At 40.9% G+C, this 21140-nt stretch carries 16 protein-coding genes, 1 tRNA gene and 1 pseudogene; 11 read left to right on the top strand and 7 right to left on the bottom strand.

All coding sequences use genetic code 11. The annotated features are described in order from the left end of the window. The first annotated feature begins 45 nt into the window (after nucleotides 1-45). Entirely contained in the window at nucleotides 46-942 is an 897-nt protein-coding gene (locus SIO70_RS30535) for a helix-turn-helix transcriptional regulator (RefSeq protein ID WP_320577305.1), read from the top strand. Nucleotides 943-1222: 280 nt separating this feature from the next. Here the strand turns inward: SIO70_RS30535 and SIO70_RS30540 are convergent, their stop codons facing one another. Further along, nucleotides 1223-1987, bottom strand: coding sequence for a LytTR family DNA-binding domain-containing protein (locus SIO70_RS30540; RefSeq protein WP_320577307.1), 765 nt, complete (start codon nucleotides 1985-1987; stop codon nucleotides 1223-1225). After that, nucleotides 1975-2955, bottom strand: a complete 981-nt coding sequence (locus tag SIO70_RS30545; RefSeq protein WP_320577309.1) for a sensor histidine kinase — start codon at nucleotides 2953-2955, stop codon at nucleotides 1975-1977. Before SIO70_RS30545 ends, SIO70_RS30540 begins: the two co-directional genes overlap by 13 nt. Before the next feature lie 514 nt (nucleotides 2956-3469). On the opposite strand from SIO70_RS30545, the gene SIO70_RS30550 reads away from it, so the two are divergent. The 5 genes from SIO70_RS30550 to SIO70_RS30570 all read left to right on the top strand — a co-directional run bounded on the left by SIO70_RS30550 (nucleotide 3470) and on the right by SIO70_RS30570 (nucleotide 9655). Continuing rightward, the gene (locus SIO70_RS30550) at nucleotides 3470-4108 is read left to right on the top strand and encodes a DUF305 domain-containing protein (protein ID WP_320577311.1); all 639 of its coding nucleotides are present in this window, start codon (nucleotides 3470-3472) and stop codon (nucleotides 4106-4108) included. Nucleotides 4109-4112: 4 nt separating this feature from the next. Then, nucleotides 4113-5528, top strand: coding sequence for a YncE family protein (locus SIO70_RS30555; protein ID WP_320577313.1), 1416 nt, complete (start codon nucleotides 4113-4115; stop codon nucleotides 5526-5528). Nucleotides 5529-6248: 720 nt separating this feature from the next. After that, on the top strand, nucleotides 6249-8135 hold the full coding sequence (locus tag SIO70_RS30560) for a glycoside hydrolase family 97 protein (protein ID WP_320577315.1): 1887 nt from the start codon (nucleotides 6249-6251) through the stop codon (nucleotides 8133-8135). A gap of 203 nt (nucleotides 8136-8338) precedes the next feature. Continuing rightward, nucleotides 8339-9154, top strand: a complete 816-nt coding sequence (locus SIO70_RS30565) for a helix-turn-helix transcriptional regulator (protein ID WP_320577317.1) — start codon at nucleotides 8339-8341, stop codon at nucleotides 9152-9154. 63 nt (nucleotides 9155-9217) lie between these two features. Next, nucleotides 9218-9655, top strand: a complete 438-nt coding sequence (locus SIO70_RS30570; RefSeq protein WP_320577318.1) for a DUF6265 family protein — start codon at nucleotides 9218-9220, stop codon at nucleotides 9653-9655. Nucleotides 9656-9794: 139 nt separating this feature from the next. Here the strand turns inward: SIO70_RS30570 and SIO70_RS30575 are convergent, their stop codons facing one another. Beyond that, nucleotides 9795-12968 (bottom strand): chemotaxis protein CheB, encoded by a 3174-nt coding sequence (locus SIO70_RS30575; RefSeq protein WP_320577319.1) that lies wholly within the window; start codon nucleotides 12966-12968, stop codon nucleotides 9795-9797. Between the two features lie 243 nt (nucleotides 12969-13211). On the opposite strand from SIO70_RS30575, the gene SIO70_RS30580 reads away from it, so the two are divergent. Beyond that, complete coding sequence (locus SIO70_RS30580; protein WP_320577320.1) at nucleotides 13212-14330, top strand: acyl-CoA desaturase; 1119 nt, start codon at nucleotides 13212-13214, stop codon at nucleotides 14328-14330. Between the two features lie 78 nt (nucleotides 14331-14408). On the opposite strand, the pseudogene SIO70_RS33625 reads toward SIO70_RS30580, so the two are convergent. Continuing rightward, nucleotides 14409-14594 (bottom strand): annotated as a pseudogene (locus SIO70_RS33625) (arsenic resistance protein); the annotation flags it as partial. Nucleotides 14595-14670: 76 nt separating this feature from the next. On the opposite strand from SIO70_RS33625, the gene SIO70_RS30585 reads away from it, so the two are divergent. Further along, the gene (locus SIO70_RS30585) at nucleotides 14671-15693 is read left to right on the top strand and encodes an LLM class flavin-dependent oxidoreductase (protein WP_320577321.1); all 1023 of its coding nucleotides are present in this window, start codon (nucleotides 14671-14673) and stop codon (nucleotides 15691-15693) included. Nucleotides 15694-15906: 213 nt separating this feature from the next. Here the strand turns inward: SIO70_RS30585 and SIO70_RS30590 are convergent, their stop codons facing one another. The 3 genes from SIO70_RS30590 to SIO70_RS30600 form a co-directional block, all read right to left on the bottom strand. Further along, on the bottom strand, nucleotides 15907-16944 hold the full coding sequence (locus tag SIO70_RS30590; protein WP_320577323.1) for an aldehyde reductase: 1038 nt from the start codon (nucleotides 16942-16944) through the stop codon (nucleotides 15907-15909). Between the two features lie 105 nt (nucleotides 16945-17049). Beyond that, nucleotides 17050-18141 carry an FAD-dependent monooxygenase gene (locus SIO70_RS30595; RefSeq protein WP_320577324.1) on the bottom strand — a complete coding sequence of 364 codons (1092 nt, stop codon included), beginning with the start codon at nucleotides 18139-18141 and terminating at the stop codon, nucleotides 17050-17052. 76 nt (nucleotides 18142-18217) lie between these two features. After that, nucleotides 18218-19078 carry a helix-turn-helix domain-containing protein gene (locus tag SIO70_RS30600; protein ID WP_320577326.1) on the bottom strand — a complete coding sequence of 287 codons (861 nt, stop codon included), beginning with the start codon at nucleotides 19076-19078 and terminating at the stop codon, nucleotides 18218-18220. Between the two features lie 99 nt (nucleotides 19079-19177). On the opposite strand from SIO70_RS30600, the gene SIO70_RS30605 reads away from it, so the two are divergent. The 3 genes from SIO70_RS30605 to SIO70_RS30615 all read left to right on the top strand — a co-directional run bounded on the left by SIO70_RS30605 (nucleotide 19178) and on the right by SIO70_RS30615 (nucleotide 21114). Beyond that, complete coding sequence (locus SIO70_RS30605; RefSeq protein WP_320577328.1) at nucleotides 19178-20008, top strand: SDR family NAD(P)-dependent oxidoreductase; 831 nt, start codon at nucleotides 19178-19180, stop codon at nucleotides 20006-20008. Nucleotides 20009-20067: 59 nt separating this feature from the next. Further along, nucleotides 20068-20985: a helix-turn-helix transcriptional regulator gene (locus tag SIO70_RS30610; RefSeq protein WP_320577330.1), complete on the top strand. Its 918-nt coding sequence runs from the start codon at nucleotides 20068-20070 to the stop codon at nucleotides 20983-20985. 57 nt (nucleotides 20986-21042) lie between these two features. Beyond that, nucleotides 21043-21114: transfer RNA gene (locus SIO70_RS30615), tRNA-Met, on the top strand. Nucleotides 21115-21140: the final 26 nt, after the last annotated feature.

Consider the following 21140-nt stretch of genomic DNA (forward strand, 5'->3'; position numbering starts at 1 on the left):
AGGATTGCAGGAACCTGTAATTTTGTAGCGATAAAAGAATAAGGTATGGAAGAGATTGTAAAAATTAGCAGCATCGCGCAATACAATACCATGCGGGGCGTAACTACCAAACATCCCCTGGTTACGGTGATTGACATCTCTAAAGCGCAACCGATGCCCGCCAGGTCATACAACTTTGGTTTGTATGCGGTGGGGCTGAAAGAACTGAACTGTGGCCAATTGCGCTATGGAAGAAAGCACTACGACTACCAGGAAGGAAGCCTGGTATGTGTAGCGCCCGGGCAAATGTTAGGTGTGGAACCCGGCGTTGAACCATTTGCCCCGAAAGGCTGGGTATTGGTCTTTCATCCCGACCTGATAAACGGCACTCCGTTGGGCAAACACATTCAGGATTATTCTTTCTTTTCGTATGATGTAAATGAAGCACTTCACCTGTCGGATAAAGAAAGAAATATTGTGATTGATTGCTTCTCAAAAATCGAGTATGAACTCGATCAGAATATAGACAAGCACAGCAAAGGACTGATTGCATCCAACATCGAGTTGCTACTCAATTACTGCATTCGTTTTTACGACCGCCAGTTCATTACGCGCGACAATGCAAACAAAGGAATCCTGGAACGGTTTGAACACTTATTGAAAGACTATTTTTCATCCGATAAACCGCAGATCGAAGGCTTGCCTTCCGTAGCTTATTGCGCCGAAGCACTACATTTATCACCCAACTATTTTGGTGACCTGGTGAAGAAAGAAACCGGCAGATCTGCCCAGGAATACATTCAATCAAAAGTGATAGATGTGGCGAAAGAGAGAGTGTTTGATATGAATAAATCTGTGAGTGAAATTGCCTACGAGTTGGGATTTAAATATCCACAGCACTTCACCCGTTTATTCAAACAAAAAATAGGCGTTACGCCGAATGATTACCGGATGATGAATTAAATGAACTCATTTAAAATTTCATCTTTAGGGATTTTGAAATATTCGTGCCAGCCCGATCATTACGCTTCAATGTTACAGGCAAACTGAAACTCGCCCACTGATGCCTTTGCCTTTTTTCGTTTGAGGGTGTATTCCCCGATAGATGGGCAATCCGGGTTAAAATGTAGTAAAATTTTGAAGTTCGATATGCCTCAATTTGCCGGTCATAGACAATCCCATTGGCAATACGAGGGTTTGCAGTTTTCTTTTTGCACCTGTATTGCTGGCATAAGTGCCCTTATTAACGATCATCGAGCCAGGACAGGAACAGCGTTGTCTTATCTTTACCTACCAGTAGCTTTTCTTCTGTTGTCACTTTAAGGGTAATACATAACTTCCTCGCGAAGTAATGTTCAACCTCTTTAATTGCTCTGAATGCAATAAGGTATTGACGGTTGAGCCGGAAAAAATCATGTCCATCTAACTGGCGCTGCACTTCTTCCAATGACTGGGGCACCTGATATTGTTGACCATCCATGGTCACTATCTTAGTAGACTCGTTACGGATAAAAAAATAAGCGATGGTGTCAGTGTTGATCGTATGATATTTCTGGCCGTTGATTACCAGGAAGGATTTTTTGTATGAACGGGGTTGAAGCTTTTCAATCAATTGCGAAAAGTTTGCCAAGGTATTGCCCGTTTGCTGGAAAAAGTTTTTGAGATTACGGACTTTCGATAATGCTGCCGCGATTGTTTCAGCTGAAAATGGTTTTAATACATAATCTACACCATTGGCTTTAAAAGCCTCCATCATATAATCATCGAATGCCGTGCAAAAAATAACAGGAACATTCACGCGGATACGATTAAATATTTCAAAGCAAAGGCCATCAGCCAGTTGTACATCCATGAATATAAGATCTGGTTGTGTCTCCTGGAGAAAGTCTACAGCAGATTGGACACTTTGAATAGTCTTTACGATGCGACTATCCGGTTCCGCAGCCGTAATAAGCCTGGCAAGCGCCCTCGCCGTTTTTAACTCATCTTCTATAATCAGTATTTCCATGGAACATTAGGAAGTTTAACTTTAAAAATATCAGCTCCCTTTTCCACAATGATCGGGCTATGGTTTAGGTGCAGGTAACGCTGATTTATATTCTCCAGCCCCATACCGGTTGAAGGCTCTGGTTTTAGTTTTGGTTGTATATTGTTTTCCATGATAATAAAGTCACCTTCCGCATATAATTTTATCTGCAGTGGCATTTCGAGTGAAATTACATTATGCTTGATACAATTTTCAGCCAGCAGTTGTAATGTAAAGGGTGGTATAGCTATACCGGATTGGTTTAAAGGCAAATCAATCTTTATGGCTATTCCATCCTCAAATCGCGCTTTTAACAAAAACAGGTAAGCGTCCAGTATCTGTAATTCTTCATCAAGGGCAATCAGGTCATTCACGCGATTTTCAAGCGTGAACCGATAAAAATCGGATAACTTCAGAATAAACTCAGAGGCATGAGCATCCTGCATATCGACCATCGATTTTAGCGTATTCAGGCTATTAAAAAGAAAATGTGGATTTACCTGCTGTTTAAGCAGATCAAATTTAGCACTTACATGGTCTGCTTTTGTGCGCTCCAGCTCAATGCTGATTAATTGTGTATGAAAACTTTGATAAAGCAGGAATAAAAATACGTAAATCGTTAAATTGATTAATACACCCCGGAACTCATACATCATGAGCATCGTATTGAGGGGATAACCAGGTACCAATAACTGGTGCAGTAACACTAGGACGATCATCAGTCCAATTCCAACAAGCAGGCTTAATGCCAACCTGCGGTTGAAAAAATGGTCGTCAATTGGCTCCCCCGAGTATTTGGGCAATTGATATAAATTAAAGTACCAGGTAAATAATGTAAAAAGGAACGCAATGGATGCATCGATCATCAGTTCGCCCATGGTTATATGCAATTGCAATATTTTTGGAATGGATGCCAATACACCCATAAATACCGCGCTAAACCAGATCATTCGGGCAGAAACCTTAAAAACATTCCCTGATGCTTTATCTGTTTTTTTTGAATAAATCATAGCATGACCCTCGCTTGAATTTCAAATTTAGTATTTATTAGCAGGCATTGACTGGTATCCATAGCCCCCAGTACCAGGCCTTGCGCTACATACCTCATATATCCAGGAAGGATAATTAGTTGAACATGATCCTCCATAACCCCGCAAATATACAACGTAATGTATCCATCTAAATTAAGAATAAACCTATGCCCGGCGAATTTAAACCTGAGCACGGCAATTCACGCGATGAAGCTGCCAGGCACGTCATTTAATCCCTGCGTATAAAGAAGATTTTTCAATGTAGTGTAGATGTCGTGATCATCCTTTCGAACATTTACACGATATGGATGGTTGATTCATTGTTACAGCTCTTCAATTGCCGAATTCAGGATCAAATTTGCCGGACACGCGTTTTTCTTCTTTTGGCAAACCAAAGGAATGCTTCTCTTTGTAAGAAAAAATAACAGCGCACATGAATAATCTAAGCAAATTCATTAAACCGCTTCTTCCCGGCTTGTTGATCACAATAGTATTAATCAAAGCGGATGCCCAGAAGATGGACATGTCAATGCCAATGCATCACCAAATGTCCGCAGTACAAAAACCAGTATTTCTGGCAATGATGGACACTATGATGGTACAAATGGATAAAGCAACCAAAGGTCAATCGGCAGATGCTGAATTCATTCTTCAAATGATTCCACATCATCAGGGAGCAATTAGTATGGCGCGGTATGAAATCACCCACGGTAAAAATTTCACAATGATTCAGCTGGCTAAAAGCATTCTTGCCGAACAGAGTTCGGAATTGTTACAAATGGAATTATGGTTAAATCAACACGCTTCCAAAGAAGGATCGCTTCCATCAGCTGTTGAGGATGGCTTCAATCAGTGCATGGAAACAATGATGGCGCAAATGCCGCCTGCTGGAAAACTTACGAATACGGATTATGCTTTTGCTGCGGTAATGCTTCCGCATCACCAGGCAGCAGTTGATATGGCGAAAGTCTTATTGAAACATGGCCAGGATGTCCAGGCATTAGCCTTTGCAAAAAGCCTTATTTCCAATGAACAAATTGAAATCGAACAAATGTCTGCTTATATTCAATAATATCATGAAAAATTACAAAATCATATTAACACTTAGTTGTGCTTCATTTGCCATTGCTGCTAAAGCACAAAGCCCATATGCTCACGACAGGGTATATACTGCAAACCAGGTATCAAATTCTGTGTCTGTGGTCGACCCGTCCACCAATACATTCCTCGGAGAGATCAAATTAGGCAAGCCATACCCTAATGTATTAAGCCCCTTGTACAAAGGACAAGCTTTGGTGCACGGCTTGCGTTATTCCGAAGCAAAGAAAATGCTCGCCGTGGTTTCCATTGGTTCCAATTCGGTTACGTTGGTTTCCACCGAGACGAACAAGGTGATCAAAACTATCTACGTCGGGCGTTCTCCCCACGAACCTACTTTTACACCAGACAGTAAGCAAATATGGGTGTCCGTACGTGGAGAGGCTTATGTAAGCGTAATTGATGTTGCAAAAATGCAGGAAGTGAAACAGGTGCAGGTTGCTGATGGCCCCGGTATGATAGCATTTACTCCTGATGGTAAACTAGCCTATGTTTGCTCCAGCTTTACGCCTGAAGTGGATATTGTCAATACATCCAACTACAAAATCATCAAAAAGATCCCGGTTGTCAGTCCGTTTTCCCCCAACATCTTTACCAGCCCAAAAGGTGAATGGATAGCCATGACTCATAAAGACGTAGGCAAGGTAACAGTGATCAATACCGCTACGCAAACTGTAAGTAAAGTACTAACTACCGGCGCCATCACCAATCACGTTACGTTTACTTATGTAAAAAACAAACTGATGATGTTGGTAACAGTTGGTGGGGAAAACAAGGTACGGGTATTTGACGTTGCGCAGGATTTCAAGCAAACGGACACGATCAATGTTGGTGCATTGCCGCATGGCTTATGGCCCTCAGCAAATGGAAAGCTACTATATGTGGGCCTGGAATATGGCGATCAGGTTCAGGCTATTGACCTGGAAACTATGAAAGCACTACAGCCGGTTAAGATAGGCCAAAGCCCACAAGCACTGGTATATGCTGATCATGCAGTTACAGATGCAGCCAATAAAACCGGGTTATCAGCCCTCAATGACACTGCTGAAACTCAAATTCTCACGATGAAAAATCCTGAGCAAGCAGGAAAGGCAATAGGTAGAATTGCTGTAAGGCCGGTTGGGCTGGCAGACCTGGTAGAACAAATATTCTCCGGCCTGACTCCAAACACTTCATATACGCTGGCATTAACGCGGTCAAATACCGCTCCCTACAAATTAAACTACGAGATCAACACATTTACCACTGATACGCTGGGCAAATATGCAGGACAATCAACAGGTTTAGTTAAAACGATAAACAGTACCAAAAATGATGGTGATTACACCCATATCGTTCTCATTGATCAGGCAAGCAAGCAAACGGTGTTAATCGATCAGGCATTATCTAAGTAAAAACTATTTCTTTTAATGAATCCTTTGGCAGACTGGATGTATTGATCAACAATGCTGGACACAGCTTATGAGGAGCCATCGAGGATACAACAGAGGAAGCGATCCGCGCACAAAATGTATCCTTAAGTGTCTCTAAATTACGAGATTAATACATCCGGGCTGACATTGTCAATAGCCGCTTGATTTCCTTCCTGATTCTCCGAAAAAGATCATTCATATCCCGATCTTCATCTAAGATCAATGCCTCCCCAATAACAATACAATATTTTGATCGCCACTGTCTTATTCCGGAGACTACCATTAGCCGATAACTTACAAATCAATCATTGATAAAATAGTATTAAATGTGGTTAAATTAGAATAACCACACCTGCCATAATATTCTTATCATTCTGTTTATTCCTTTATTGGCAAGCCATTTACAGGGAAAACCTATTAGCTTCAAACCAGAAGGTTAGATTATTAAGTTGATAAAAATTTGTGTATTTTCCCCAACTTATAGCCTTAATCAGGGCTGAACCAAATTACACTTTATTCTTCCCTCACATTTGGCTTATATGATGGCTGTCTGCTGTAAATATTTATCTTAGATTAATTTTCTTTTGATTTAATCATATTTGCTGATGTAAAATCAGGGTCTCAATTTGCTCAATGTGTTAAATCTTTTTTGTGTTAAATCGAATAAATAGGGTTTCAACTAAAAAATTAAAATTAGATGATATGCGATACCTGAAACATGGTCTTTTAACTTTCCTAATGTGGGGAATATGCACAACTACTGTTAATGCTAACAAACAGGTAAATGAAATTCAGGTCAATAGTCCGAACAAACAAATTATCGTTAATGTATTTATTGAAAATGAAAGACTTTCCTACTCTATCCTATATGGGAATGTAAAAGTTATTAATACGTCTCCATTAGGCCTAACCGTTGATCATATAGATTTAGGCTATAAAACAACCATTCCTGGAAGACCTGAAGTAAGTTCGCTAAATGAAAGGTATTCAATTTTAGGGAATCACCCATTGGTCACTAATCATGCAAATGAAACAAGTATTCCTTTGGAAGCGGCAGGTAAGAAATTCAATCTTATTATAAGAGTATATGACGATGGAGTAGCGATCCGTTATACTATTCCCATTGGAACCACATATATTGATAGTGAATCTACCGCATGGAATCTTCCTGAAAATGCTACAAACATAGCATGGTCAGGATTCAGTCAATCGTATGAAGAGTTGAGCCATGTAACATCATTAAATAAGGTTCCGGAGAACCAGCCAATAATGGGGCCGCTTACTTTTGAAGTATCTGGAAAATATCTATCTATTTCGGAGGCTGACTGCGAAAACTTTTCTGATATGTCATTCATGCGCAATGGGCATGTTTTAAAAGCTTATTTCCCTTTTGCAAAAGATGGATGGCAATTCAAACACCTGGCAGAAAATGGGCCTTCTGTTCCGGATGGTTCATATAAAGGGCAAAAAGTAACTCCATGGCGGACCACGATCATTTCCCCCAATTTAAATGGCCTTGTGAATTCGGATCTGCTGATGAATGTGTGCCCACCTCCTAAGAAAGGGCGTGACTTTTCCTGGGTAAAACCTGGCAGATGTTTATGGCAATGGTGGAGTATTGGTGCACCACAATTGGAAGACCAAAAAAACTGGTATGATGCCGCTGCTAAGTTAAAATGGGAATACTACCTGGTAGACGATGGCTGGCGTGATTGGAGAAAAGATGGGAAAGATCAGTGGACATTATTAAAAGAAGTGATCGACTATGGTAAAAGCGTGGGGGTACAATCAATAGTATGGGTAGATTCAAAAGAATGCAGGAATGCTATAGAACGCCACAAATACCTGGAAAAGATAAAGGCTATAGGTGCCTCCGGGATAAAAATTGACTTTATCCCTGATGCAACAGCCGATATTATGCAGTGGTATGTAGGAACGATGGAGGATTGCGCCGAATTAAAATTACTCCTGAACTTTCATGGCAGTGTAAAACCTACCGGATTGAGGCGTACTTATCCAAATGATATCACAAGGGAGGCTGTACGTGGTAATGAATACCACATGTCAAGGTATGACCGGGTAATGCCTTTCCAGCAGGATGTTTGCCTACCCTTCACACGACTGATGGCAGGTGCGGCAGATGTTACGCCAGTCATGTTAAATCCCGCAGAATTGACCACCGCAAAATATACATGGGCACATGAATTTGCCCAGGCGATTGTTTATCTTTCGCCGGTAACGCATTTTTGTGACCAGTATAAATTCTATCTTGAAAGCCCCCTGTTTGACCTGTTCCAGACGCTCCCTACTACCTGGGATGAAACCAGGGTACTTCCATGTACCCAAATGGGTGAAGTCGTTGCTTTTGCACGTCGTAAAGGAGATACCTGGTGGATTGGAATAATGAATGGTACGACTGAAAGGGAAATAAAAATACCGCTATCTTTTCTGTCTAAAAAAGCAAAAGCAACCCTTGTTTATGACACCCTAACGAATACAAGCGTTAACAGAGAAACAAAATTCTTATCTCCCAAGGATGTCTTAACTATTAAAATGGCACCTGGTGGAGGGTTTACAGCTAAAATGTAAGTGCTCTTACGGGAAATAGCTTTGCTGATATTACAGGGTATACGATAATAAAAAGCAATAAAGCCTTCAGATGGAAAATCTGAAGGCTTTATTGCTTTCCCATTCATGCCAGCGCATCCTCATTATAATCTCTCTCAATGGCCAAAGAACTCCGCAAACAAACATTTGCAAGCCCACAATAAAAAGTAATATATATTTACACCATGCAGTATCAAACCTATTTAGCTGGTATCGACCTGGATCCTATGATACAATGTTATTGGACCCTGGAAGGTCCTGCAGGTAGCATTCCACAAAAACAGACCATCATACCTGATGGCTGTATGGAAATGATTTTTCATTACGGGGATCTGTATGAGCAATACCTGGAAGATGGCAGCATTATTTTACAACCCCGGTGCTTTGTAATCGGGCAATTAACCCGTCCACTTGAAATAGTGGCAACTGGCAAAACAGGCATTTTTTCAGTTCGTTTCCATCCGGATGGTTTTTCCCCATTTACACAATTGCCTTTATCCGAAATGGAAAACACAGCTATCCCACTTGAAAGACTTTTCGGTAATGATGGGAAAAGTTTAGAAGTGGCAATCCTTACCGCTCCTACTGTATCAGATAGAATCAAAGAGGTAGAACAATTTCTCACCAATAGGCTTGCAACTGCTGAAACGATCGACCACATCACCAGGTCCCTGATAGAGGCGATCCTGCATTCCAATGGACAATTATCTGTAACAGCACTATCCAGAAAAAGTCAGATCAATAGCAGACGGCTTGAGCGCAGGTTCTTATCAGACGTAGGCATGAGCCCCAAACAATTATCCAGGGTAATAAGACTAAATAATATATTTAAAAAACTCATTAGCGGAAAAGAGCCCTCTCTTACAGCCTTAGCCTATGAAGGAAATTATTTTGACCAGTCACATTTTATAAAAGAGTTTAAGCAACTGACGGGCTATACCCCGAAGCAGTATTACAACGATAACCTTAAAATGTCGGCGTTGTTATATGGCAGAAAATGACTTGTCGCTTTTTTACAATTTCCACACTGGCTTTTTTCGCACTTTCGTATAAAATTGAAGTCTATGTTAAGATTATTAATCGCCCTATGTTTTATCGGGCCCATTAACAAAGCCGCCTGGTTGATAGGTACCTGGGAACGTGAGACATCCAAAGGAACTATTTACGAAAGCTGGAAAAGGGAATCATCGAATGAGCTAAGCGGCAAAAGCTATATGCTGAAGGGAAAAGATACATTGATATTTGAAACCATCCGATTAACAGCAGAACAACATCAATTGTATTATATCCCTACTGTAAAAAATCAAAACAATGGACAGCCGGTGCGTTTTGCATTAACAAAAATATCAGATAAACAGCTCGTATTTGAAAATTCTGAACATGATTTTCCACAAATTATCACTTATAGAAAATTGGATGCAGATAGCCTGATAGCTGAAATTTCAGGGATGGTAGACGGACGGCTTCGCAAAGAGATCTTCCCAATGAGAAAAGTGCATTAAGATCTGCTATAATGCCCGTGTTTTTGGTTTGATAGCAGTGCCTATCAAATAGCCACTATCACCACCGTTGTAAAAGGGTCATCAGTATCTACTTCTTCCTCCGAATATTGTTTGTAATCATTGTGGTGTGAAATTTACCTCAAAGGCAATTTAGATAAATGGTAAATTTACTTCCTTTACCAACCGTGCTTTCAACTTTCAATTCTCCCCCCGATGCATTTATAATTTTCCTTGCCAGATATAAACCTACTCCATGTCCTTCCACATGCTGGTTTAGCCTACCATAAATAGTGAATATCTTCCTCAGTCCATCCTTAGTAATACCTATTCCATTATCTTCTACACTGATGACAATATATTTCCCTTCCCGCCTGGTATGAATGTGAATCTTCGGGTCGTCATGCCCTGCAAATTTCATAGCATTAGAAATGAGATTATACAATATACTCCTCAGGTTCCTGTGAGAAAAGGATATCTCTTTTACATCAAGTTGGGTTATTATGGCAGCATGCGTATCTTTTATCTTTTTTTCAAGGCTCCATTCAATATTACTGATCACGTCTCCAATATCAACCCGCTCCACATCCGTCAAATCGTTTTCCATTTTGGCTATCGTGCTAATATTCTTTATCAATAAACTAAACTTCTTAATGGAGGAATTGATAATTTGTATAAAATCCATCAATTCTGAATTCTCATTATCCACCAGGTTCATCAATGCTATACTTGATTCTATATTATTCAGGGGATCTAACAAATCATGTGATGCCATATGAATAAAATGGTCCAGATCTGCATTTATACGTAGCAAACTTTCATTTTTTTCATCCAATTCAATTTTCGCATTTTTCAGCGCGGTAATATCATTAAATGAAATAACTGCACCATTACGCCTGTTTTCTACCTGTTGTATATAAGGTACCAGCATCATTTGGTACCAATGACCGTCGTTGGTTTCAATTTCCCGGGTCACTTCCAGTCCATCTATCAGTACATTCTTTACATCATCTATGATAGTGCTCAGTTTAATATTAGTGGAGATGTGGCTGATTGGTCTTCCGATATCAGCCTCCTGCAGATTGATCAGTTTAACAGCAGCAGGCGAAAACTTCATTAACTCAAGTTGTTCATTCAAAAATATCTGCCCATTGATATTACTTCTGAAATAGTTGTTCAAATCATCATTAATTTCAAGCAACTGTTTATTCTTCAATTGGTAGTCGGCATTTATGGTATGCAGCTCTTCATTGACGGATTGCATTTCTTCATTCGTACTTTGCATTTCTTCATTCGATGAAATGAGTTCTTCGTTGAAGGATTGCATATTTTCATTGTACGCATCAATTCTTTCATAGGCTGCTGAAAGTTTTTCCCTGACCTCTTTCAATTCATGCTCGAGGTTTGATACGTATTTTACATTGTAAGCCTGTTCATTGAACACCTGGTAATCCTTATTAACGTCATATGTGTTTGCATCTTCTTTGAAGATGACTAAATAAGATAGAGGATTTCCCTTTTTTGCCTGCAATGGGCAAATGGTGAGGCTAACGTAAATATTTTCACCATTGACATCGACAGGAATACCTTTAACCCCAATTTTCTTATTTGTAATAGATACCTGACTTATTAATGTATTAAATGCAAGTTCCAGTTGTTCTGGCAGCAACTGCATCAGGTTTGAATTAAAGTTTTGTTGCAGCAGGTATTTGGTAGTATTACCAAATGATTTGACTACCTGGTAGTTGTCGTCTATGCATACCGCCAGGTAATCCAATTCATTCGCCAGCATATCATTTATAGTTTCTGCTACATCATATCCTCTGTTCCTGCCGGCATTTTCACGAATAGGTTCGATTGTAGCCGATCCTAGCGATTCTGGTATTGAAAATGAATCGAAATTAATGATCCGTTTTTCACTGATGTTTTTATATAATCTCCACTTTTTACTGATCACTTCCAGGTGGCTAATAATGGGATTGGGAGTTTCACTCGAACCTAAAAACAGGTAGCCATTGAATTTAATCCCGAAGAGCAGCATTGAAAATACCTTCTTCTGCAAAAAGGGAGTCATGTAGATCAGCAGGTTCCGACAACTGATGAAGTGCATGTTGCAGTAAGGAGGATTTTTCACCAGATCGTGCTGTGCAAATATCACCATTTGGCGTATCAGAGGATTTATCCTGTAGCTTTCATTTTCTTTTAGAAAATACTTCTGCAATCTTTCAGGGGAGATATCCTTTACACTACTCCAATGATAAAGCCCCTTGCCCGCATGTAATAAAGCAGCACTATCAAGATCTGTGGCAAAAAGTTTTACAGGGATATCTTTGTAGGGACCGGTCAACTGCTCTTTGATCAGTATCGCCATTGAATAAACCTCTTCACCTGTAGCACAACCAGCAATCCACATTTTAAGTTCCTCGCCGGGATTAAGCCTTGAAAGCAAATCTGGCAGAATATTTTTTTCAATTATTTCAAAGGCTTCCGCATCTCTGAAAAAAGATGTAACGCTGATAAGAAAATCTTTTGCCAGGGTCACTACCTCAGCAGGGCTTGTACGCAAAAATTCATAATAATCCTCCAGTGTAATAAAATTAGCGTATGCAGCTCTTCTCTTGGTGCGGCGAAGGAGGGTAGATAGTTTGTAATCTGAAAAATCAAGCGGCAATTGATTCTTTATATAATCTATAATTGTCACAATGGTATTTTCATTTTCCTGAATGCCTACTTCCAGTTCCCGCTGGTGCAATACGTAATCTTCGATCACTTCGGGCATAGCAGGAGGTTCTAATACAAAATCAACCATTCCGGTGGCGATTGCATTTGAAGGCATGCCGGGAAATCTGGACGTTAATGGTTCTCTGGCAATCACCAGGCCACCAGCCCGCTTTATTGCGATAATGCCATCTGTACCATCTGCACCTAATCCTGAGAGTACAACGGCAACCGCTCTTTTGCCATGACTGGCAGCAAGAGAATTAAAGAAAATATTGATTGTGAGATGAGGCGGCTTTTCATTTTCCTTGCCCGTTAAGTATAACCGGGTATTCCAAATGGTCATGAACTTATCATTGGGAATCAGGTAAACATGATTGGCCTGGATGTCCATCCCGTTTTCAGCTTCCTGCACCAACAATTTGCTATGCCTGACAAGTAACTCCACCATCCTGCTCTTAAAATCCGTTGAAAGGTGTTGGACAATTATATACGCAACACCGTCCAATGGAGTATTATCAAAGATTGTGTTAATCTCCTCTATACCACCGGCAGAAGCACCAATGGCAATAATATGATGGGGTTCTATTGTAACCATTGAAATATCTTTTAACGTGTAACCAGATGTAATGGAGATTTAGAAAGCTGAGCGGTTGTAACCTAAGGTAGGATTATATTCCGAAAAGCTATTCCGCAAGTAAAATTCCACGGGCATAAGCTGTTGTTGCTACTTCTAATGTCTTAAAAAGTAAATATCATTACTGCAAAAAAAAGCCGACCTTTAGAGAGATTGTCAACCCTAGGGTTCCTCCTCTTTCAATATCTTATTCAAATTTATCATATGAGCGTCACAAAGATAAATATAGTCCGGTTCGCATCAAAAGGAAACAGCAGTTTTATTGATACGGTAACAGCTAAAGTGCAGGATTATTTTCAAAGTACAAAGACCTCTCCATATGCCAATGGCGGTATGTGGAGAAAGACAATAATCATGATATTGTGTTATACTATTCCCTATTTATTGATAATCAGTAGTGTTGGAGCTAATAGTCTGTTGCTGTTCTGGGCATTCTGGTTACTGATGGGTTTTGGTATAGTGGGAATTGGGACTTCTGTTATGCACGATGCGAATCACGGTGCATATTCTCCTAATAAGAAAGTTAATGCTTTTTTGGGACATATGCTCGAAGTAATTGGTGGATATAGCGTCAATTGGAAGATCCAGCATAATTTACTGCATCATACTTATACAAATATAGAAGGGCTTGATGAGGATATTGATAGTATTGTACTTTTACGTCTCTCTCCCAGACAGCAGTGGTATTGGTTTCATCGTTACCAACACCTGTATGCCTGGTTCTTTTATATGCTAATGACCTTGTATTGGATGACGGCAAAAGACTATCTGCAGGTAATTCGTTATAAAAAGCGGGATCTGCTTGTCAAACAAAAAATATCTTTAAGGAGGGCTATTTTTCATATTACCTGGTACAAAATGTTTTATTACAGCTATGTATTAGTGTTACCAATTCTATTCTCTGGTCAGGCATGGTATTTTGTGCTGGCGGGGTTTGTAATTATGCATTTTACGGCTGGTTTTATGCTGGCATGTATTTTTCAGCCAGCTCATGTTATGCCAGATTCTACGTTTCCGGAACCGATTGTTGAAGGTAGCAAACGACATATTAAAGATACCTGGGCCGTTCACGAACTCGCTAGTTCCACGAATTTTGCACCACGCAGCAGGGTGTTGTCCTGGTTTATAGGAGGTCTCAATTTTCAGATTGAACACCATTTGTTTTCGAATATATGTCATGTTCATTACCGGAAACTGGCACCTATTGTAAAACAGACGGCGGAGGAATTTGGATTACCTTATCACGTAAAGCGGACTTTCCTGATAGCGTTGATTGAGCATGGAAGGATGTTGAAAATACTGGGCAAAAATCAGTTAGCCTAACATCGTTTCAGCGTGTTCTCTAACACATTTAAGATATAAGCCTTCAGGTCGAAAGATCGGGGGCTTTTTTGTTTAAGATTATGCTGGTTGATAGAAACGTTTTTTTAACCACATCGCTACCCGTACCAATATAATCAAAGCAGGAACTTCTACCAATGGCCCAATTACACCTGCAAATGCCTGTCCTGAATTAATCCCAAACACTCCAATGGATACTGCTATCGCCAGTTCAAAATTATTGCCCGATGCGGTGAACGCAATGGCAAATGGCGGGCCTCGTACCAGTCAATGATATAATATCTATCTTTGTAACGGCTATTTTACAATCGAATAGAGACGTATGAAGAAAATAGGATTTTTATCGTTCGGACATTGGTCCAATCATCCCGCCTATCAGACCCGTACGGCAAGTGATACCTTACTTCAATCTATTGATTTGGCGGTCGCTGCCGAAGAAATCGGTTTAGATGGCGCATATTTTCGGGTACATCATTTTGCAGCTCAGTTAGCATCCCCATTTCCTTTGCTCTCTGCTATCGGCGCTAAAACAAGCAAGATAGAGATTGGAACGGGTGTTATTGACATGCGTTATGAAAATCCCCTGTATATGGTGGAAGACGCCGGAGCGGCCGACTTGATTTCGGGAGGGCGATTACAACTGGGAATCAGCAGAGGGTCGCCGGAACAGGTGATCGATGGGTGGCGTTATTTTGGGTATGAACCAGCTGAAGGAGAAACGGATGCAGAAATGGGCCGCAGGAAAGCGTTACAATTTCTGGATCAGCTTAAAGGCGTTGGATTTGCACAGCCCAATCCCTACCCAATGTTTCCTAATCCTCCAGGGTTATTAAGATTGGAACCCCACTCTGAAGGATTGCGGGATCGCATCTGGTGGGGAGCAGCTTCTAATGCTACCGCTGTTTGGGCAGCTGAAAATGGCATGTTCCTGCAAAGTTCTACTTTGAAATTGGATGAAAGTGGGAAGCCATTCCATGTACAACAGGCAGAACAGATCAGGTTGTACAAAGAAGCGTGGAAGAAAGCCGGGCATCAACGTGAAGCAAGGGTTTCGGTGAGCCGGTCTATTTTTGCACTGATGAATGATCAGGATAGGTATTTCTTTGGGCGGGATAGTAATGGAGCTGACAAAATTGGAATGATCGAAAGTGACAAACGCGCTATTTTTGGAAGGAGCTATGCAGGAGAACCGGATCAGCTGATTAAGCAGCTGGTGCAGGATGAAGCTATACAGGAGGCGGATACGGTGCTATTGACAATACCTAATACGTTGGGAATTGAGTATAATGTGCATATCCTGTCGTCGATTTTAGAGCATGTAGCACCGGGGTTAGGATGGAGGTAAGAGCTTCCTGGGGAAAACTGGTAACGACATGGAAGATGAGGGATAATAATTGGTGAAAAGTGAAGAGATTATTCCAGCAGGTCTGCAAGAGAAAAGGGACAAATTATCATTCGATAATTTGTCCCAACCTAATCGGAATTATAATATCTATATTATGAATTTTACCTGCATCATATTACAAAAGGCAGCAATTGGAACCTAAATCTGAAATGATTAATCTAATAAATTCAATCTTATCAAACTCTCCGCTGTTGCCAATACCGCATCTTCTGTAGAACGAGGTGACCAACCCAACATTCGGATGGCTTTCTCACTCGTCACATTCATCACCCTCCCTAATAATGGTATAATCGATTTCAACTTCGGATCTTTGAACGCTGCGATCCGCAGCAATATATTGGGTAATTCTTTAGCGTGTACTTTACTAGCAGCTTCGCCCAAATGTTGTTTCAGAATTTTTGCAACTTCTACTGACCAGATACTTTCACCTGCAGTCGCAATAAATCGTTGCCCTTTTGCATCAGGATGCGTCATTGCACGAAGATGAAGATCAGCTACATCACGTACATCTACTAACCCGGAATTGATCTTTGGACACCCCGGCGCTTTACCTGTTAAAAGATTTTTAATCAGGTGAATGGAATGTGAATAATCAGCTCCCAGTACAGGGCCTAAAACACCGACAGGGTTAACTGCTGACAGTTCCAGCCCATTGCCTTCTTTTTTTATAAATTCCCAGGCGGCCAGTTCTGCCAGGGTCTTTGATTTTTGATAGGCAGGTGCTTTACCTGAAATATTGGTCCAGGTTGTTTCGTCAAATGGTGCTGCCTGATTAGGATGTCCATATACCACAGCACCGATAGCAGAGGTCAATACTACACGTTTTACACCAGCATCTCTGGATGCGCGAAGTACACGAAGTACGCCTTCCCGTGCAGGAATGATCATTTCATCTTCGTGTTTATAATTGACAATCGGAGTAGGTGAAGCTACATGCAGCACATAGGTACATCCGCTTACAGCTTTATCCCAGTTAGCATCTGCAGATAGGTCTGCCACTATAAATGTTAAACGATCCCCGGCCTCTATACCGCCTTCTTTGAGCATAGCTCTTACCTCTGCCTCCCGGTTTAGAGAACGAAGCGTCGCCCGTACACGATAGCCTGCCTGTAATAATTGTAAAATACAATGGACGGCTATAAAACCCGCGCCGCCAGTCACCAGGACTGTTTTATCAATATTTGTATTCATCTCAATAATTTGATGAATCAAATCTCGGTGTAAAACAGATTAGGAGGTTTGTTGAAAAGGCGTGTTTGGTTTGATTAAAAGTCAGGTATTTTTAAGCAGGCGTTTTTAAAACCCTTCCTGCCTCATCTGCTGAATCCCATCTTCAGTTGAAGGAATTAATTTTTCTCTTACATTTTTCGCCGCGTCTGCCTGCACTTCTTCTATTAACGGACGTAGATTCTTATTATAATCCTGAAATGCCAATAAGTAATCCCCATTGTGTGCCAGCAGTGCATCAGCCAGTGCAGCGGCACCATCCATTGCCAATGAACCTCCTCTACCTGCAGCTGGCGAAGCACAATAAGCCGCATCACCCACTAAAGCAACCCTGCCTTTTGTCCAGGAAGGCATTTTGATCTGACAAAATTTATCGAAGTAGAAGTTTTCTGCATCGGCAACTTCTTTTAATAATCCGTTAGTTCTCCATCCCTGTTCTTTGAACTGCTCCAATATGATCTTTCTTTGTTGACCTACATCGCGATAATCGTATGGTATTTCCTGATCCGATAGAAAGCAAAATACAATATCGGTTTTATGCTTGTATGCATTCAACATATAAACCTTGCCAGGAACATTAAAGAATTGAATGGTATTTTGCTCCACCAGCAATTTATCCACGATGGAGATTGAAAAATATGCACCGAGAAAATGTGAAAATTCACTTTCATCACCAAACCATATTTTCCTTATCCCTGAATGCGTGCCATCACAACCAAATACAAGGTCAAACGCTTTTTTCGAACCATCTTTAAAAGTTGCTATTATATTATCGGCGGTTTCATCTAACGCGGTAATGCTGTTATTAAAAACAAATGCTACTTCACCTTTTAATTGCTCTAATAAAATCCGGACTAATTCGCTTCTTTCAATTTCGATTTCTTCACCCTTCCGCTCTACCGCAATGGAGCCGACTGTGGCATCATTCGTATCTTTGAATACGATGGTTTCCAGATTCAATGCACTTGATTTTAACTGCTCATAGATTCCCATCCGCTTCACCACATCAATCGTGGAACCTTGCAGATCTACTGCCGTACCACCCATTCTGGGTCCCGGAGCAACTTCCACTACCGATACTTTGTAACCTGCTCTATTCATCCAATAAGCTATTGAAAGCCCTGCTATGCTTGCGCCCGAGACGAGTACTTCTTTTTGCAATTTATTTCGTTTTTGTTGGTACAAAGTAAAGGCCCTTCATGCAGGAAAATAAGATCTGAAAAAAGTAACTATTGGACTAATCGAGGTTTTTGTTCCGGAATGCCAAAGGCGTTTTTCGGAGCATTTTGGTAAATAATCTTGAAAAATAGGGATAATCATCATAGCCTAATTCTGTGGCTATTTCTTTTACTGTCTTACCAGAATGCATGAGCAAACGCTTTGCTTCTAATATTACACGTTGCTGTATTAGATTGGAAACAGAATATCCTGTTGTGTTTTTGACACATTCATTCAGGTAAGGGATTGATATATTTAGTTGCTGTGCGTAGTCTGCCGGGCGTTTGGCAATGGTATAATTACGTTCTAATATTTTTTTGAAGCTTTTGGTGACGGTTTCAAATCGCGTCAGTTTTTGTGTGTATTGTGTTTGCGCCAGGTATTCCGAAATCACTAATGCGACCAATGCATTGCAGCTATCTTTCAGGAGGGGGTGATATAGCCTGTCGTTCTGACGTTCAAAGTAACGGATGCTCAATGATACGGCATCTGCAATAAGGGAGAATGTTTCTTTCTTTAATAAGAGAGGTTTTGCCGGTGTGATCTCTTCTAATAGTTGCAGGTATTCAGGATGCAGGTTTTCATTATTGAGGGACCAGACACTAACAGTTACATTTTTAAAGGACAATATACGATGTACCTGATTAGGATGTATATAAAGGATTTGCAATGGCCTGATGTTATATTGCTGAAAATCTATCTCCACTGTAACACTGCCTTTTTCAAGCAGAAAAAACGAATGTCCATCCTCCCTGTGTGGCCTTCCAGCCTCTTCCTTTTCCGGAGTACTTAACTCCTTCACAGCGAGTCGTTCAACAGCTATGCCTGAACCAAACTGGTTCGCCATCGGATTGACCGGAATGGATTTTCTTTTTTTCACCTTACAAATATAATTTTTTGGCTACAAAGTGCCTCGATAGGGCTACAAGTGGAAAGCACCATATCCCGATCTTTGATCTACAATTAAAACATACATATTATGGCAGGTAAAATATGGTTTATTACAGGAACCTCAAGAGGGTTTGGACGGGTTTGGACAGAAGCTGCACTTGAGCGGGGCGATAAGGTGGTAGCTACTGCACGCAAGCTGGCCAGCATTGACGACTTTAATACTAAGTATGGTGAAAATGTGCTGACACTGGAAATGGATGTGACGAACGAGGAACAGGTGAAAGCGGCTGTGGCAAAAGCACATGCCCACTTTGGCAGATTGGATATCGTACTGAATAATGCAGGTTATTCTCTTGTGGGCACTATTGAAGAGGCTAGTGCTGATGATGTACGGGCACTGTACGAAACGAATGTATTAGGTCCCCTTGCTGTGATTAAGGCCGCGCTGCCTTTTCTGAGAAAACAAGGTAGCGGTCATATTATTGGCGTATCCAGTAACCTGGGGCATATTGTATTGCCGGTAATTGGCTACTATTGTTCTTCTAAATGGGCATTTGAAGCGATTCATGAAAGCCTGGCAGCCGAGGTAAAACCTTTCGGTATTAAAGTGACGATCATCGAACCAGGGGCCTATGCTACAGAATTCGGGACACAGGAGTCGCTGAAATTTGCTGCAGGACTTGACATTTATGCAGATTTCAAACAGCAGTTTTTTGCACGGCTCACTTCGTTTGAAAGAGGCAATCCATCTGCTACACCTCCTTCCCTCTTTAAAATGGTAGATGCAGACAATCCACCATTGCGCTTTAATTTGGGTAGTCATAACCTGGAAGGCCTGCGTGCAGCGTATGCTGAGCGTATAGCAACCTGGGAAGCCTGGGACGAGGTTTCCCGTGCAGCACAGGGAGAATCAAAATAATATAATTGAGAATGATAACCGATCTTTATATCGGTTATCATTCTTTAATGTGCATAAACATGAAAAAAGAAGAAAATCTTCCTTATAAAATGGGATCTCTTTCTGAGATGCACCGCATACTTGGGTTACCGAATCCCAGGCATCCATTGGTGAGTTTGCTCAATGGACCGACTACCCAAATAGAGAATATGCCTGCGGGACCTCATGTGCTCACGTACTATAAAATATCCTATAAACCGAGGCTTAGCGGAAAGATACGGTACGGCCAGAGCTACTATGATTTTGATGAGGGTGGTTTGCTATTCGCTTCCCCGGGTCAGATCATTGGTGAAAATTCCAACCATCCTGCGATCTGTTCTGCGTATGTGCTGCTGATACATCCGGACTTTCTACTGAATTACCCTATTGCCAAAAAGATCAGGCAATATGGGTATTTTTCTTATTCCACCAATGAGGCACTGCATCTTTCAGAAGAGGAAAAGAATACCATCATTTCCATTTTTCAGATGATTGATACGGAACTCAATAGCCGGATCGATGATTTTAGCCAGGATGTGATCATCTCTCATATTGAGTTATTGCTGAACTATGCTAACCGGTTTTATAAGCGCCAGTTTTTGACGCGCAAGGTCATGCACTACGATCTGTTGCAACGCGTGGAAGACCTCTTTGATGATTATTTTAAACATGATTATCCATCATCCAAAGGATTGCCCTCTGTTCAATACCTGGCAGAACAACTGAACCTTTCCCCCAGTTACCTGAGCGATATGCTTCGGTCCCTCACTGGCCAGAATGCGCAGCAGCTAATACAGGCACGGCTATTTGAAAAAGCAAAGGAGTTGTTGTCGACCACTACCCTATCTGCGTCTGAAATAGCTTTTCAGCTTGGGTTTGAGCACTCTCAATCTTTCAGCAAATTTTTTAAAGTAAAGGCAAAAGTGACTCCTTTGCAGTTCAGACAATCATTTAATTAGTCTATTTTTTAAAAAAATTTGGCAGAGATATTTATTTTCTTAAATTTGCACCCTCATTGCGAGGTAGAGCAGAGGTAGCTCGTCGGGCTCATAACCCGAAGGTCAGTGGTTCGAATCCGCTCCTCGCTACAAAGTAAGTCCCGGTGATGCCGGGA

Origin of the sequence: Chitinophaga sancti (genome assembly GCF_034087045.1) — a bacterium.
GTDB lineage: Bacteria > Bacteroidota > Bacteroidia > Chitinophagales > Chitinophagaceae > Chitinophaga > Chitinophaga sancti_B.